Consider the following 14,546-nt stretch of genomic DNA (forward strand, 5'->3'; position numbering starts at 1 on the left):
GCTAATAGTCGAGTTGTGTCGCAAGTACGGGTGGCATTCACAAGCGTAGAACTTGGTGAACCCTTTAACCTGTAGGGCAAATCATTCCATTGCCGAGAATATCGTCTTTTTATGAGCAAAAAAAAACCCGGCACGCCGGGTTTTTTATAGGGATATTTACAGGTTGTAGCCACGCTCGTTGTGCTGAGCCAGATCGAGGCCCACAGCCTCTTCCTCTTCAGTCACTCGCAGACCCATCACGGCATCCAGCACTTTGAGAATGATGAACGTCACAATCGCGGTGTAGACCACGGTGAAGGCGACGCCCTTGAACTGGATCCAGACTTGGGCCGGGATGTCGGTCACGGTGCCGAAGCCACCCAGTACAGGGGCGGCAAACACGCCAGTCAGGATGGCGCCGACGATGCCGCCGATGCCGTGTACGCCGAACGCATCCAGTGAGTCGTCGTAGCCCAGTTTGCGCTTGAGGCTGGTGGCGCAGAAGAAGCAGATCACGCCAGATGCCAGACCGATCACGACCGAGCCCATTGGGCCTACGGTGCCAGCGGCCGGGGTGATTGCCACCAGGCCTGCGACTACGCCCGAAGCAATACCCAGTGCGCTTGGCTTGCCGTGGGTAATCCACTCGGCAAACATCCAGCCCAGTGCCGCGGCAGCGGTAGCGATCTGAGTGACCAGCATCGCCATGCCGGCAGTGCCGTTGGCGGCCGCTGCGGAGCCGGCGTTAAAGCCGAACCAGCCGATCCACAGCATGGCAGCGCCCATCAGGGTGTAACCCAGGTTGTGCGGAGCCATTGGGGTGGACGGGTAGCCTTTACGCTTGCCAAGCACGATGCACGCGACAAGACCTGCGATACCGGCGTTGATATGCACCACTGTGCCGCCTGCGAAATCGAGGACGCCCCAGTCCCACATCAGGCCGCCGTTGCCGCTCCATACCATGTGCGCGATCGGCGCATAGACCAGGGTGAACCACACGCCCATGAAAATCAGCATGGCCGAGAACTTCATGCGCTCGGCAAAGGCACCGACGATCAGCGCCGGGGTGATGATGGCGAAGGTCATCTGGAAGGTAATGAACACGGCTTCCGGGAACAGCGCGGTAGGTGAGGTCAGGCTTTCAGGCGTTACACCCGCCAGGAAGGCTTTGCCGAACCCGCCGATGAACGAATTGAAATTGGTGACGCCCTGCTCCATGCCCGTGGTGTCGAACGTGATGCTGTAGCCATAAATGACCCACAGAATGCTGATCAGACCGGTAATGGCGAAGCATTGCATCATCACGGAAAGAATGTTTTTGGAGCGCACCATGCCGCCGTAGAACAGCGCCAGGCCGGGAATGGTCATGAACAGCACCAAAGCGGTAGCAGTCAGCATCCAGGCGGTATCGCCCGAGTTGAGGACTGGAGCAGCCACTTCGTCTGCCGCCATGGCCAGGCCAGGCATTACGACAGACAGCAGGGCTCCGAGCCCTGCGATTTTACGCAGAGTCATAGTGTTTTCTCCTGGGGCGTTGGGGTTTGGCGGCTTAGATAGCGTCGGTATCGGTTTCGCCGGTACGGATGCGAATAGCCTGTTCCAGATTGACCACGAAAATCTTGCCGTCACCAATCTTGCCGGTGTTGGCAGCCTTGGTTATCGCCTCGATAACCCGATCAAGATCCTTGTCGTCAATGGCGACATCAATCTTCACTTTTGGCAGAAAATCGACCACGTATTCCGCGCCGCGATACAGCTCGGTGTGACCCTTCTGCCGGCCGAAGCCTTTGACCTCAGTAACAGTAATGCCTTGTACGCCGATCTCAGACAGCGATTCGCGCACGTCATCCAACTTGAACGGCTTGATAATGGCGGTGACTAGCTTCATGAAACTTCTCCCGAATTGGTGGACTTGCCCCAGGAAAACAAACCCGGCTCAAGTCTAAGCGCAGTGTCTGGCTTTGTAACGCATCGTCAGCCTTCTTCAGGCTGTACAACGTGTGTAAATCGCTGGTGACGAAAACACTCCCTGAACCACCTGCCGCACTGCCTTCGTCACAGCTACTGCATCAGTGCATGAGTCATATACGCCTAAGCAGAAACCTTGCCATGTCTGGAAAAATCAACAATTACAGCGGTTTAGAAGAAGTTGATGGCTTTTGGCCTGATTTGTCGGGATGTTTGTGCTCGATGATGGTGCGCAGCCTGCAGGGAAGGTGCGCGAAAAACGTGCAGAAAGCCGTCGGCAGTGAGCGCCAACCCCCCGTGATACACTCGCCGCCATCAGTTTTAAGGACTTTATCCATGCTCGCGCCCAAAGATTTTCTCGACGCCCTTGGTGGCCACGCTTCCCGTTTGTTCAGTGGCGAAACCGCGCTGCCGCGCAACGAAATCGAAAGCCAGTTCAAAGCCTTGCTGCAAAGTGGTTTCAGCAAGCTGGATCTGGTGAGCCGCGAAGAGTTCGACAGCCAAATGGTGGTTCTGGCCCGTACCCGTGCTCGTCTTGAGAGCCTGGAGGCCAAAGTGGCCGAACTGGAAGCCAGGCTGCTGCCGCCGACGCAATAACGCTCGAAGGCGGTGCGTCGATCATTGAAACAAGGATGTTTTAGTATGTTGGTGATGAACCCGCTGGTACCCGAGATGATCGTCTCGGACCTCTCGCGCAGCCTGGGCTTTTACTGTGAAGTGCTCGGATTCAAGATCGAGTACCAGCGCCCCGAACATCTTTTTGCGTTTTTGTCGTTTCATGGCAGCCAGTTGATGCTGGAACAGGATGACCTTGAAGAGTCTTCCTGGCGTGTCGGGCCGCTGGAGCCGCCGTTTGGTCGCGGCATGAACCTGTCGATCAAATGCCCGGATGCCCAGGGGCTGATCCAGCGCCTTGAAGCCGCAGGTCACAGCTTGCGAAAACCCCTGGAAGAACGCTGGTACCGCAGTAACGACGTGTTGTTTGGCGAGCACAATTTTTTGGTGCTCGACCCCGATGGCTACCTGTTGCGCTTTGCTGAAGATCTGGGCACCAAGGCGCTGGGGGCGTGAATCAGGCGCAGTGATGAATGGGTTCAACCTGCTCGCGAATCGCTGCACCCCGTTCGATTTGTGCTTTGCGCAGATCGTAAGTGGTTTGCAGGTTTAGCCAGAACTCAGGCGTCGTCTCAAGGCAAATCGCCAGCCGCAAGGCCATATCGGCACTGACACCACGGCGCTGCAGCACGATATCGTTCACCGTCGGTGTGGACACCTTGAGCGCTCTGGCCAGCGCAGCGGCCGAGAGGCTCAGTGGCTCCAGGTATTCCTCTTTAAGGATTTCACCCGGATGAACCGGGCGCATGCCGTTCTTGATCATGATGACCTCAGTGATAATCAACGATTTCTACCGCTTCAGGGCCATTCGCGCCCCAAATGAAGCAGATTCGCCATTGTGCGTTGATGCGAATGCTGTGTTGGCCTTTGCGGTTGCCGCCCAACGCTTCGAGCCGATTGCCAGGAGGCGACAGTAAATCGGCCAGCACGGATGCAGCATCTAGCAACGTTAGTTTGCGTTCTACCACATTGATAATGTCTGACCATGCGCGGGTCTTGCCACTTCGGAACAGACGTTCAGTTCTGCAGCACTTGAAGTTTATTATCATGGTTAATGGATAACGTTATTCGTTAACTTTAGAGGGTTGTGCGTTTTATGCAACCGCACTTTGGCAGCTCGCCGGTCGTGTTTGCATGCACATTCACATCCCGTATCCATTACACCCCTGCCCTCGGCTCCTGATTCGCGCAGGATGAGTTTTTTGCGAACTCAAGGAATGAGTCATGGCTCTGGCTATCGTTTACAGCCGCGCCCAGGTGGGTGTCGAGGCGCCTGCCGTTATGGTCGAGGCGCATCTGGCCAACGGATTGCCCGCGTTAACACTGGTCGGCTTGCCTGAAGCCGCCGTCAAGGAAAGCAAAGACCGGGTGCGCAGCGCGATCCTCAATTGCGGGCTGGATTTCCCGGCCAGGCGCATCACTCTTAATCTGGCGCCCGCCGATCTGCCCAAGGACGGCGGGCGTTTTGATGTGGCCATTGCCCTGGGAATTCTGGCGGCCAGCGGGCAAATACCGGCCGCAGCGTTGGAGCGGGTGGAGTGTCTGGGCGAATTGGCGTTGTCGGGTGCAATCAGGTCTGTCCAGGGCGTTTTGCCAGCGGCGTTGGCGGCCCGTGCTGCGGGACGGGCCCTGGTGGTGCCGCTGGCCAATGCTGAAGAGGCCTGCCTTGCATCCGGGCTTGAAGTGATCGCGGTCGAACACTTGTTGCAGTTGGTGGCACATTTCGCAGCGCGTGAGGTGATTGAGCCTTATGTCGCCAGCGGTTTATTGCAGTTGAGCAAACCTTATCCTGATCTGATCGATGTCCAGGGGCAGCTTTCGGCAAAGCGGGCGTTATTGATTGCCGCCGCAGGCAGCCACAATCTGTTGTTTTGCGGCCCGCCCGGTACCGGCAAGACCTTGTTGGCCAGCCGCCTGCCCGGGTTGTTGCCGCCGCTCAACGAACAAGAGGCGCTTGAGGTTGCGGCCATTCAGTCGGTGGTCAGCCATGTGCCGCTGAACTGCTGGCCACAGCGCCCGTTTCGTCAGCCTCACCACTCGGCCTCCGGCCCTGCACTGGTGGGGGGCGGCTCAAAGCCACAGCCCGGCGAGATCACGCTGGCGCATCACGGAGTGTTGTTTCTTGATGAGCTTCCCGAGTTTGATCGCAAGGTGCTGGAAGTCCTCAGGGAGCCAATGGAGTCCGGCTTTATCGTGATTGCCCGCGCCCGGGATCGAATGCGCTTTCCGGCGCGCTTCCAACTGGTCGCGGCCATGAACCCCTGCCCCTGTGGATATCTTGGTGAGCCCACGGGCCGCTGCCGTTGTACCCCGGAACAGATCCAGCGGTATCGCAACAAACTTTCCGGACCGTTGCTCGACCGCATTGATTTGCATCTGACCGTGGCGCGCGAGACCACGTCGCTCAACCCGCCCCTTGCCTCTGGCGATACCACGGCCATCTCGGCAGCATTGGTGGCAGCAGCACGTGAGCGCCAGTTACAGCGTCAGGGGTGTGCCAATGCCTTTCTCGATCTGCCGGGGGTGCGTACACAGTGCCGGCTGAGTGAGGTGGACAACGCCTGGCTGGAGACCGCCTGCGAGCGGATGACGTTGTCGCTGCGGGCGGCACACCGGATATTGAAGGTGGCAAGGACCTTGGCCGATCTGGAGCAGCTGCAAGGCATTGAGCGCAGGCACCTGGCGCAGGCGTTGCAGTATCGGCCGGTAACAGGGTGATGGGCCCGGCTACTTCATTCGCTCCACCTCTGGCAGCTCCATCGCGGCGACTTCATGTTGCAGAAAGTCGCTCAGACGGCGCAGGCGCTCACCACCAGGACGGGTTTTTGGCCAGACCAGATAGTAATTTTCGCCGCTGGCCACGGCGGCCGGGAATGGCAGGCTAAGGCGACCCTGAGCAACGTCTTCGGCAACCATCAGCAAGTCGCCCATGGATATGCCATACCCCCGGGCGGCAGCGATCATGCCCAGCTCCAGGGTGTCAAAAACCTGCCCGCCCTTGAGTGAAACCTGCCCGCTCAGGCCCATGCAGTCGAGCCAGCGGCGCCAGTCACGGCGATCGGGAGTGGGGTGCAGCAGTTCGGTGGCGGCCAGGCGCGTGACGTCCCAAGGCGTGTCGTCCTGCACGGTGGGCGCGCCGACCGGGATCAGCATCTCGGGAAACAACAGCGTGGCCTCCCAGTCAGGCGGAAAGTGTCCATTGCTCAGCAGCACGGCGCAGTCGAATGGCTCCTGATTGAAGTCCACATTGTCGATGTCCATCCAGGCGCTGGTCAGTTGCACCTCGTTACCGGCCTGCAGGTGGCGAAATCGGCTCAGACGGGCCAGTAGCCAGCGCATGGTCAGGGTCGAGGGGGCCTTCATGCGCAAGGTGTCATCTTCGGCGCGCAAAGTGGTGCAGGCACGTTCCAGGGCGGCAAAGCCTTCGCGCACACCCGGCAGCAGCAAGCGGGCGGCTTCGGTGAGTTGCAGGCTGCGGCCATTGCGCTGGAACAACCGGCAGGCGAAGTGCGCTTCCAGGGTCTTGATATGTCGGCTGACGGCGCTTTGGGTAATCGACAGCTCTTCTCCCGCTCGGGTAAACGAGCTATGGCGAGCTGCCGCTTCAAAGGCGCGCAAGGCATAAAGAGGAGGAAGGCTACGAGACATTGAGATTGTTCCTATCGTGTCACAGTCGGTGGTGAGAACTATAAGCTTACACATGAGTTTTAGTCATGCTACGGATCGTTTTTATCCCTTTGCTTAAAACACTCAACGCGCCGAGAATCAGGCCTTTCAACGCACCTATAGAAATCTGACTGATGACCAAACAGCATCCTGCACGTATCGAACTCTGGGCAATCATGCGGCTGGCAGGGCCGCTGATCGCCTCTCAGTTGGCTCACATGCTGATGGTGCTGACCGATACGCTGATGATGGCGCGTCTGAGCCCAGAGGCTCTGGCTGGCGGGAGTCTGGGTGCGGCCAGCTACTCGTTCGTGTCGATTTTTTGCATTGGTGTCATTGCTGCCGTGGGTACGCTGGTGTCGATTCGCCAGGGCGCGGGTGACATTGAAGGCGCAACCCGTCTTACACAGGCGGGTCTGTGGCTGGCCTGGGGGCTGGCGCTGGGGGGCGCGGTGATGCTGTGGAATATCAAGCCGCTGTTGCTGTTGTTCGGCCAGACGCCCACCAACGTTGAGGCCGCGGGCCAGTTCCTGATGCTGTTGCCGTTCGCTTTGCCCGGCTACATGACGTTTATGGCCCTGCGCGGTTTTACCAGTGCAATGGGCCGGGCCACGCCAGTGATGGTAATCAGCCTGATCGGCACCGTGGCCAACTTCCTGCTCAATTACGCACTGATTACCGGCATGTTCGGCCTGCCTAAGCTGGGCTTGATGGGCATCGGCCTGGTCACGGCGATTGTGGCGACCTTCATGGCGCTGGGCCTGGCCTGGCATATCCACCGTCATCCGGCCTACGACGCGTATCCGATCGGCAAAGGCCTGTCGCGGATCAATCTGACTTATTTGCGTGAGCTGTGGCGCCTCGGCCTGCCGATTGGCGGTACGTACGCGGTGGAGGTCGGGCTGTTTGCGTTCGCGGCGCTGTGCATGGGCACCATGGGCAGCACGCAACTGGCTGCGCACCAGATTGCGCTGCAAATCGTATCGGTGGCGTTTATGGTGCCGGCGGGCATGTCGTACGCAATCACCATGCGTATTGGTCAGCACTATGGCGGCGGTGACTTGCTGCGGGCGCGCCTGGCGGGCCGGGTCGGGATCGGCTGCGGTGCGGTGATCATGCTGGGCTTCTCTGTGGTGTTCTGGTTCTTGCCGACCCAACTCATCGGTTTGTTCCTGGATTACAACGATCCGGCGTTCCGCCCGGTATTCGAGTTGGCGGTGAGCTTGTTGGCGGTGGCTGCCTGGTTTGAGCTGTTTGATGGAGCACAGACCATCGCGATGGGTGCCATTCGCGGGCTCAAGGATGCCAAGACAACGTTTCTGGTGGGGCTGTTTTGCTATTGGGTGATTGGTGCGCCGATGGCCTGGATGCTGGCGTTTACTTTCGAGTGGGGCCCGACCGGCGTGTGGTGGGGCCTGGCACTGGGCCTGGCCTGTGCCTCGATCAGCCTGACGCTGGCGTTCGAATGGAAGATGCGGCGCATGATCAAGCAGGAGCGCAAGGCGGCGAAAGTGGCGGGCTTGAGTGCGGCATAACCGCTTGGGAGAGGGTCAGGCTTTTGTGGGCGCGGGCTTGCTCGCGCTGCAGGACCCGCGGTCTGTCAGGTAAGCCTGGGTGAGGCCATCGTGAGCAAGCCCGCTCCCACAGATAGATCCCACCGTTTCACAGGTTATGTTGTGGGCTAGATCGCCTGCGGCACCTGCTGCTGAGCCCCAAACGTCAAGTATTCCACCAGATCCGCCAGCGGCAGCGGTTTGCTGATGAAGTAACCCTGTACCTGATCGCAGCCAAAGTCGCGCAAAAGGGCAAGTTGTTCAGGGGTTTCGACGCCTTCGGCGACTACTTCCAGCTTCAGGTTATGGGCCAGGTTGATCATGGCGTGGACCAGCTTGCGGTTCTCTTCGCGGCCTTCCATGCCGCCAACAAAGCTTTTGTCGATCTTGAGCAGCGCAATCGGCAGGCTGTTGAGGTGCACAAACGATGAGAACCCCGTACCAAAATCATCCAGCGAAAAACGCACGCCGAGTCGGCCCAGTGCATCCATCGTCTGCTTGACCAGGTCACTGCGACGCATCACGGCTGTTTCTGTCAGCTCGAACTCCAGCCATTGCGCTTCAACACCGCGCTCGATGATCAAGCGGCTGAGGGTCGAGAGCAGCTGGCTGTCCTGAAACTGGCGAAACGACAGGTTGACCGCCATGTGCAACGGCTCCAGCCCGCGTTCACGCAGCGACTGCATATCGCGAAGAGCCCGGGAGATGACCCAGTAACCCAGCGGTACAATCAGCCCGCTCTGCTCTGCAAGAGGCACAAACTCACTGGGCGCCAGCAGGCCACGCTCGGTGTGGCGCCAGCGCACCAACGCCTCCAGCCCGACGATCTGCCCCGTGCCCAGATCCAGACGCGGCTGGTAATGCAGTTCCAGTTCATCGCGGCGCAGGGCGCGGCGCAGCTCGCTTTCGAGGTCGGCCAGGCTGCGGGCATTGCGATTGATGCGTTCGTTGAAGACGTGGAAGGTGCAGCCCTGGGTGCTTTTGGCCTGCTGCATGGCGATATGCGCGTGCCACATCAGCGGGTCGGCCCCGGCGTTGGCCCGCGCATGGGCGATGCCCAGGCTGCAGCCAATCAGCAGACTTTCGCCGTCGACCCAGTAGGGCTCAGCCATCACCTCGGTGATCCGCTCGGCCATCCACTCGGCACGCTCGGGCGCACGATGGGTATTGATCAAGAGCGCGAACTCGTCGCTTCCCAGCCTCGCCAACTGGTCGCCGGCTTCGAGCTGGCTTTTGAGGCGCGCCACCACTTGCAGGATCAGGCGATCGCCAGCCTGATGGCCCAGTGCATCGTTGGCGTGGCGAAAGTTGTCCAGGTCCAGATGGCCGAGGGCGATGCCGCGACCGTCACTTTCGGCCAGGCGCACTGCCAGCAGGGTCTGGAAGCCCTGACGGTTGGCGATGCCGGTCAGCGGGTCTTCTTCGGCCAGACGTTGCAGCGTGTGTTCGAGCAAGCCGCGTTCGCGTACATGGCGCAGGCAACGGCGCAGGACATCGGGAGTCAGGCTGGTGCTGACCAGCCAGTCGCTGACACCGTGGGGTGACGTTGCAGGTTCGGTGTCGAGCAGCAAAACCGTGGGCAAGCGGCAGCGGCCCGCTGAAGGCTGCAGGTCCGCCGTGGTCAGGAGCAGCGCATTGCGATCGTTCTCGAACAGATGGCTGACAGATTCCCAGCTCGGCGCGGCTATCATGACGGCCGCACTTCCCATGGGCGCCAGACATTCACGTAATAACGTTGCCCATGATGGCTCTTCGGCCAATAGCAGTAAACGCAAGGGTTCGACAGGCGTAGACAAGCTAGCTCCCTAGACTCTGCAAAAATTCGGGCGGTGGGCATTATGACGTGCCAGCAACCAATGGCAATGACACTGGTTATCAAATACGTATTTGCTGTATTAATCCTACGGTAGCTGCAAATACTCATGGCATCCTGCGCGAAAGTAACAAAAGCGGCAAATTAAGATGATGTGGCATGTCACACCGTCGCACAGAGGCAGCAATATTTGCTCAGCCTGTTAAAATGCCCGCCCTTTTTACACACGACCCCTGATCTCGTCATGTCCCGACTCAATCCCCGGCAGCAAGAAGCCGTGAGCTATGTCGGCGGCCCTCTATTGGTGCTCGCCGGCGCGGGCTCCGGCAAAACCAGCGTGATTACCCGCAAAATCGCGCACCTGATCCAGAACTGTGGCATCCGTGCCCAGTACATCGTCGCCATGACGTTTACCAATAAAGCCGCCCGCGAGATGAAAGAGCGTGTCGGCACCCTGCTTAAAAAGGGTGAAGGTCGTGGCTTGACGGTGTGCACGTTCCACAACCTGGGGCTGAACATTATCCGCAAGGAGCATGCGCGGCTGGGTTACAAGCCGGGTTTCTCGATCTTTGACGAAGCTGACGTCAAAGCGCTGATGACCGACATCATGCAGAAGGAATACTCGGGCGACGACGGGGTCGACGAAATCAAGAACATGATCGGCTCGTGGAAAAACGACCTGATCCTGCCGCCCCAGGCGCTGGAAAATGCGCGCAACCCCAAGGAGCAGACGGCAGCCATCGTCTACACCCACTACCAGCGCACGCTCAAGGCCTACAACGCAGTGGACTTTGACGACCTGATCCTGCTGCCGGTGAAGTTGTTCGAAGAGCACGCCGACATTCTTGAGAAGTGGCAGAACAAGGTTCGTTACCTGTTGGTGGATGAATATCAGGACACCAACGCCAGCCAGTACCTGCTGGTCAAATACCTGATCGGCAAGCGCAATCAGTTCACAGTGGTCGGTGACGACGACCAGTCGATCTACGCCTGGCGCGGCGCCCGTCCTGAAAACCTGATGTTGCTCAAGGACGATTACCCGTCCTTGAAAGTGGTGATGCTGGAGCAAAACTATCGCTCCACCAGCCGTATCCTGCGCTGCGCCAACATCCTGATTGCCAACAATCCGCACGAGTTCGAGAAGCAATTGTGGAGCGAGATGGGCCACGGCGATGAAGTGCGGGTGATTCGCTGTCGCAACGAAGACGCCGAAGCCGAGCGCGTAGCCGTCGAGATTCTGACCCTGCACCTGCGCACCGACCGGCCGTACAGCGACTTTGCGATTCTGTACCGCGGTAACTATCAGGCCAAATTGATTGAGTTGAAGCTGCAACACCATCAGATTCCCTATCGTCTGTCGGGTGGTAACAGCTTCTTCGGGCGTCAGGAAGTAAAAGACCTGATGGCGTATTTCCGTCTGATTGTGAACCCGGATGACGACAACGCCTTCCTGCGCGTGATCAACGTCCCGCGTCGCGAGATCGGTTCGACCACGCTGGAAAAGCTGGGTAACTACGCAACCGAACGCAAAATCTCGATGTATGCCGCCACCGATGAAATCGGCCTGGGTGAGCATCTGGATGCCCGCTTTACTGATCGCCTGGGACGCTTCAAGCGTTTTATGGACCGTGTGCGTCAACAATGCTCAGGCGAAGACCCGATCTCTGCACTGCGCAGCATGATCATGGACATCGACTACGAGAACTGGCTGCGCACCAACAGCTCCAGTGAAAAGGCGGCGGACTACCGCATGTCCAACGTCTGGTTCCTGGTCGAGGCGTTGAAAAACACCCTCGAGAAAGACGAAGACGGTGCCATGACCATCGAGGAAGCCATTGGCAAGCTGGTGTTGCGCGACATGCTTGAGCGCCAGCAGGAAGAGGAAGACGGTGCCGAAGGCGTGCAGATGATGACGTTGCACGCGTCGAAGGGCCTGGAATTTCCTTACGTATTCATCATGGGCATGGAAGAAGAAATCCTGCCGCACCGCTCCAGCATTGAAGCGGACACCATTGAAGAAGAACGGCGGCTGGCCTACGTGGGTATTACCCGTGCCCGTGAGACGCTGGCGTTTACCTTCGCCGCCAAGCGCAAGCAATACGGCGAGATCATCGATTGTGCGCCGAGTCGCTTCCTCGATGAGTTGCCCCCGGACGATCTGGCCTGGGAAGGCAACGACGACACCCCCACCGAAGTGAAGGCGGTTCGCGGAAATACGGCATTGGCCGATATACGCGCGATGCTAAAACGCTAGAATTGACTATTTTTTACTCTACCTTCAGCGCATAAGCGCTATTTGAGGACGTTACGTTGGAAGCACTGCACAAGAAAATTCGCGAAGAAGGCATCGTGCTTTCCGATCAGGTTTTGAAGGTCGACGCCTTCTTGAATCATCAGATCGACCCTCAGTTGATGAAAGAAATCGGCGACGAATTCGCGCGTTTGTTCAAGGATTCGGGCATTACCAAGATCGTCACCATTGAAGCGTCGGGTATTGCTCCTGCCGTGATGACTGGCTTGAACTTGGGTGTACCTGTGATTTTTGCGCGTAAGCACCAGTCCCTGACCCTGACTGAAAACCTGTTGTCGGCCACGGTGTACTCGTTCACCAAGCAGACAGAAAGCACTGTTGCGATCTCCCCGCGTCACCTGCAAAGCAGCGACCGCGTGTTGGTCATCGACGACTTCCTGGCCAACGGCAAAGCCTCGCAGGCACTGATTTCGATCATCAAGCAAGCGGGCGCCTCCGTTGCCGGTCTTGGCATCGTGATCGAGAAGTCGTTTCAGGGCGGCCGTGCCGAGCTGGACGCACAGGGCTATCGCGTCGAGTCCCTGGCCCGGGTTCAATCCCTGGCTGGCGGTAAAGTGACCTTTATCGAGTAATACCTCGACCACCCTGCCCGGGCTTGCTCAGCCCCGTAGTCGCTGCCGAAGGCTGCGAGCTTTTTATCGGGGCTGACCAACATCAAAAGCTCGCAGCCTTCGGCAGCGACTACGGGCAGTGTCGGGTTTAGCGCCTCGTTGCCTGCAGCCCTGCCAGCAGCAAGCGCTGATAAAGCTCCTCGCGCAGTCCGTCCGGTTCGGCCAGGTGCATACGCTCCAGGTGTTCGGGATATGCCTGCGGCGAGGGCGCGTCCAGTGTGGCTTTGCCCAGCTGGTACATCTGCGTGAGCTTGAATTTGCTCTTGAGCCAGTTCAGCGCTCGCAGCAGGTCTTGCTCCTGCGCGCTGAAATCACTGCCCAGCGGGTACTCGGGGAACAAGTGCGAGTGCCTGGCGGCAATGGCCTGCAAGCGTTCCGGGCTGTTATCGGCAAACCGTGGGTCCAGGCAAAAGTCCTTGGGCAGTTTGCCGATTTGCTGCGCCTGCGCTATCAGCTCGGTCTGGAAGCGCGAGTCGGTGATGTTGAGCAGGGCTTCGATGACGTTGCGATCGGTTTTGCCGCGTAAATCGGCGATCCCGTATTCGGTGACCACGATGTCGCGCAAGTGTCGCGGGATCGTGCAGTGGCCGTACTCCCAGACGATATTGGAACTCACCTCGCCTCCCGATTCGCGCCAGCTGCGCAGCATGATGACCGAGCGTGCGTCATGTAGCGCATGGCCCTGGGCGACGAAGTTGTATTGCCCGCCGACCCCGCTGAGCACCCGCCCGTCTTCCAGTTGATCGGCCACGGCGGCACCGAGCAGGGTGGCGGTAAAGGCACTGTTTACGAACCGCGCATCGCGCCGTTGCAGGCGCTTCAAGTCTTCCTGGCCATACAGCTCGTTGATGTAGCTGATGGCAGTCATGTTGAATTCGCTGAGCTTGCTGTGGGGCAGGTCTCGCAGTCGCTGGTAAAACTCCCGCGGGCCAAGGATGAAGCCCCCGTGGATGCTCACGCCGTCGCTTTGCAGGCTTTCGTCCAGGGTCCCTGCGTTGGCCTGTGCTTGCCGTTCGGCATCGGGGTAGACCTTGCGCCGCACAATCCCGGCATCGGCCAGCACCATCAGTCCGTGGACAAACATTTCGCTGCAACCATACAAGCCCCGGGCGAACGGCTCGATACCGCCCTGCTGTTCAATCAGCGTGTGCCAGGGCGTGATGTCGATCTCGTTGAGCAGGGCGCGATAGTCGTCATTGTTGCCCTGGCGCGCCAGCAAGGCGGCACTCAGGGCGTCGCCCATCGAGCCAATGCCAATCTGCAGGGTGCCGCCATCCCGTATCAGGGTACTGGCGTGTAAACCGATAAGGTGATCTTGCAGGCTGACCGGCATATTGGGGGTAGAAAACAGCGTAGTGCGCTCATCTTCGTCGATCAGGAGGTCAAAATCATCAACGTCAAGTTCCGAGTCGCCGGGCATGTAGGGCAGGTCGCTGTGGACCTGGCCGAGCATCAAAATGGTTTCGCCCTTGGCTCGCCGCTTGGCAATCATGGGCAATAAATCGAGGGTGATGTCGGGGTTGCAACTCAAGCTCAGGCGCCGTGCATCCTGAGGGTTGCGGGCAACCAGCTGCGCCACCAGGTTCAGGCCGCCAGCATTGATATCTCGTGCCGCGTGGCTGTAGTTGCTGCTGACATAATCCTGCTGGGCTGGGGGGCTGTTGAGCAAACTCCCCGGCTGCATGAAGAATTGCTCGACGACTATATTGCCGGGCAGGCTGTTTCGATGCAGGTCGGCCAGGTAGTCCAGCTCGATGTAGTCGCCAAATACCCGCTCGACAAAAGGCTCCAGAAACAGCCGCTGCAAACCATCCCCAAGCGGCGGGCGACCAAGGCTCAGGGCGGTGTAGATCGTGAGCCGGCGCTCGGGTAACAGTTTGATCCGCTGATACAGCGCGTTGACGAACCGGTTGGCCTTGCCCAGCCCCAGCGGCAGGCCCAGGTGAATATGCATGGGTAGTCGCGCCAGGACATCATCGACTGCGCGCTCGATCGAACAGGACTGCACCATCTGACCTCCTCCTTATCAA

13 protein-coding genes are annotated in these 14,546 nt (G+C 59.0%); 6 read left to right on the plus strand and 7 right to left on the minus strand.

Annotation, left to right across the window (positions count from 1 at the left end):
- Positions 1-156: 156 nt before the first annotated feature.
- Both AACY07_RS12805 and glnK read right to left on the minus strand, forming a co-directional pair.
- Complete coding sequence (locus AACY07_RS12805; RefSeq protein WP_133075036.1) at positions 157-1,494, minus strand: ammonium transporter; 1,338 nt, start codon at positions 1,492-1,494, stop codon at positions 157-159.
- Between the two features lie 34 nt (positions 1,495-1,528).
- Complete coding sequence (gene glnK / locus AACY07_RS12810; protein WP_002555808.1) at positions 1,529-1,867, minus strand: P-II family nitrogen regulator; 339 nt, start codon at positions 1,865-1,867, stop codon at positions 1,529-1,531.
- A gap of 416 nt (positions 1,868-2,283) precedes the next feature.
- On the opposite strand from glnK, the gene AACY07_RS12815 reads away from it, so the two are divergent.
- Together AACY07_RS12815 and AACY07_RS12820 are read left to right on the plus strand one after the other, a co-directional pair.
- On the plus strand, positions 2,284-2,544 hold the full coding sequence (locus AACY07_RS12815; protein WP_326398816.1) for an accessory factor UbiK family protein: 261 nt from the start codon (positions 2,284-2,286) through the stop codon (positions 2,542-2,544).
- A 45-nt stretch (positions 2,545-2,589) separates the two neighbouring features.
- The gene (locus AACY07_RS12820; protein ID WP_339475061.1) at positions 2,590-3,018 is read left to right on the plus strand and encodes a bleomycin resistance protein; all 429 of its coding nucleotides are present in this window, start codon (positions 2,590-2,592) and stop codon (positions 3,016-3,018) included.
- 1 nt (position 3,019) lies between these two features.
- Here the strand turns inward: AACY07_RS12820 and AACY07_RS12825 are convergent, their stop codons facing one another.
- Together AACY07_RS12825 and AACY07_RS12830 are read right to left on the minus strand one after the other, a co-directional pair.
- Positions 3,020-3,325: a HigA family addiction module antitoxin gene (locus AACY07_RS12825; protein ID WP_048352553.1), complete on the minus strand. Its 306-nt coding sequence runs from the start codon at positions 3,323-3,325 to the stop codon at positions 3,020-3,022.
- A gap of 7 nt (positions 3,326-3,332) precedes the next feature.
- A complete protein-coding gene (locus tag AACY07_RS12830) occupies positions 3,333-3,611 on the minus strand; it encodes a type II toxin-antitoxin system RelE/ParE family toxin (protein ID WP_339475063.1) in 279 nt (92 codons plus the stop codon).
- 175 nt (positions 3,612-3,786) lie between these two features.
- Between AACY07_RS12830 and AACY07_RS12835 the strand changes: the two genes are divergently transcribed.
- Positions 3,787-5,280, plus strand: coding sequence for a YifB family Mg chelatase-like AAA ATPase (locus AACY07_RS12835; protein WP_339475065.1), 1,494 nt, complete (start codon positions 3,787-3,789; stop codon positions 5,278-5,280).
- Between the two features lie 9 nt (positions 5,281-5,289).
- Here the strand turns inward: AACY07_RS12835 and AACY07_RS12840 are convergent, their stop codons facing one another.
- The gene (locus AACY07_RS12840) at positions 5,290-6,210 is read right to left on the minus strand and encodes a LysR substrate-binding domain-containing protein (RefSeq protein WP_133075041.1); all 921 of its coding nucleotides are present in this window, start codon (positions 6,208-6,210) and stop codon (positions 5,290-5,292) included.
- A 152-nt stretch (positions 6,211-6,362) separates the two neighbouring features.
- Here AACY07_RS12840 and AACY07_RS12845 point away from each other — a divergent pair, with 152 nt between their 5' ends.
- A complete protein-coding gene (locus tag AACY07_RS12845; RefSeq protein WP_339475068.1) occupies positions 6,363-7,763 on the plus strand; it encodes a NorM family multidrug efflux MATE transporter in 1,401 nt (466 codons plus the stop codon).
- 146 nt (positions 7,764-7,909) lie between these two features.
- On the opposite strand, the gene AACY07_RS12850 is transcribed toward AACY07_RS12845, so the two are convergent.
- The gene (locus AACY07_RS12850) at positions 7,910-9,577 is read right to left on the minus strand and encodes a putative bifunctional diguanylate cyclase/phosphodiesterase (RefSeq protein ID WP_326398758.1); all 1,668 of its coding nucleotides are present in this window, start codon (positions 9,575-9,577) and stop codon (positions 7,910-7,912) included.
- Positions 9,578-9,838: 261 nt separating this feature from the next.
- Here AACY07_RS12850 and rep point away from each other — a divergent pair, with 261 nt between their 5' ends.
- Positions 9,839-11,848, plus strand: a complete 2,010-nt coding sequence (gene rep, locus AACY07_RS12855) for a DNA helicase Rep (protein WP_133075044.1) — start codon at positions 9,839-9,841, stop codon at positions 11,846-11,848.
- A 56-nt stretch (positions 11,849-11,904) separates the two neighbouring features.
- The gene (locus AACY07_RS12860) at positions 11,905-12,477 is read left to right on the plus strand and encodes a xanthine phosphoribosyltransferase (RefSeq protein WP_326398755.1); all 573 of its coding nucleotides are present in this window, start codon (positions 11,905-11,907) and stop codon (positions 12,475-12,477) included.
- Between the two features lie 127 nt (positions 12,478-12,604).
- Here AACY07_RS12860 and AACY07_RS12865 read toward each other — a convergent pair whose 3' ends face one another.
- On the minus strand, positions 12,605-14,527 hold the full coding sequence (locus AACY07_RS12865) for an acetyl-CoA hydrolase/transferase C-terminal domain-containing protein (RefSeq protein ID WP_339475071.1): 1,923 nt from the start codon (positions 14,525-14,527) through the stop codon (positions 12,605-12,607).
- Positions 14,528-14,546: the final 19 nt, after the last annotated feature.

Source organism: Pseudomonas sp. RL_5y_Pfl2_69 (genome assembly GCF_963970465.1).
Lineage (GTDB): Bacteria > Pseudomonadota > Gammaproteobacteria > Pseudomonadales > Pseudomonadaceae > Aquipseudomonas.

Coding starts and splice junctions, on each gene's coding strand:
- rep (WP_133075044.1), top strand. CDS start 9,839: ATGTCCCGACTCAATCCCCGGCAGCAAGAAGCCGTGAGCTATGTCGGC.
- AACY07_RS12825 (WP_048352553.1), bottom strand. CDS start 3,325: ATGATCAAGAACGGCATGCGCCCGGTTCATCCGGGTGAAATCCTTAAA.
- AACY07_RS12865 (WP_339475071.1), bottom strand. CDS start 14,527: ATGGTGCAGTCCTGTTCGATCGAGCGCGCAGTCGATGATGTCCTGGCG.
- AACY07_RS12805 (WP_133075036.1), bottom strand. CDS start 1,494: ATGACTCTGCGTAAAATCGCAGGGCTCGGAGCCCTGCTGTCTGTCGTA.
- AACY07_RS12830 (WP_339475063.1), bottom strand. CDS start 3,611: ATGATAATAAACTTCAAGTGCTGCAGAACTGAACGTCTGTTCCGAAGT.
- AACY07_RS12845 (WP_339475068.1), top strand. CDS start 6,363: ATGACCAAACAGCATCCTGCACGTATCGAACTCTGGGCAATCATGCGG.
- AACY07_RS12815 (WP_326398816.1), top strand. CDS start 2,284: ATGCTCGCGCCCAAAGATTTTCTCGACGCCCTTGGTGGCCACGCTTCC.
- glnK (WP_002555808.1), bottom strand. CDS start 1,867: ATGAAGCTAGTCACCGCCATTATCAAGCCGTTCAAGTTGGATGACGTG.
- AACY07_RS12840 (WP_133075041.1), bottom strand. CDS start 6,210: ATGTCTCGTAGCCTTCCTCCTCTTTATGCCTTGCGCGCCTTTGAAGCG.
- AACY07_RS12820 (WP_339475061.1), top strand. CDS start 2,590: ATGTTGGTGATGAACCCGCTGGTACCCGAGATGATCGTCTCGGACCTC.
- AACY07_RS12835 (WP_339475065.1), top strand. CDS start 3,787: ATGGCTCTGGCTATCGTTTACAGCCGCGCCCAGGTGGGTGTCGAGGCG.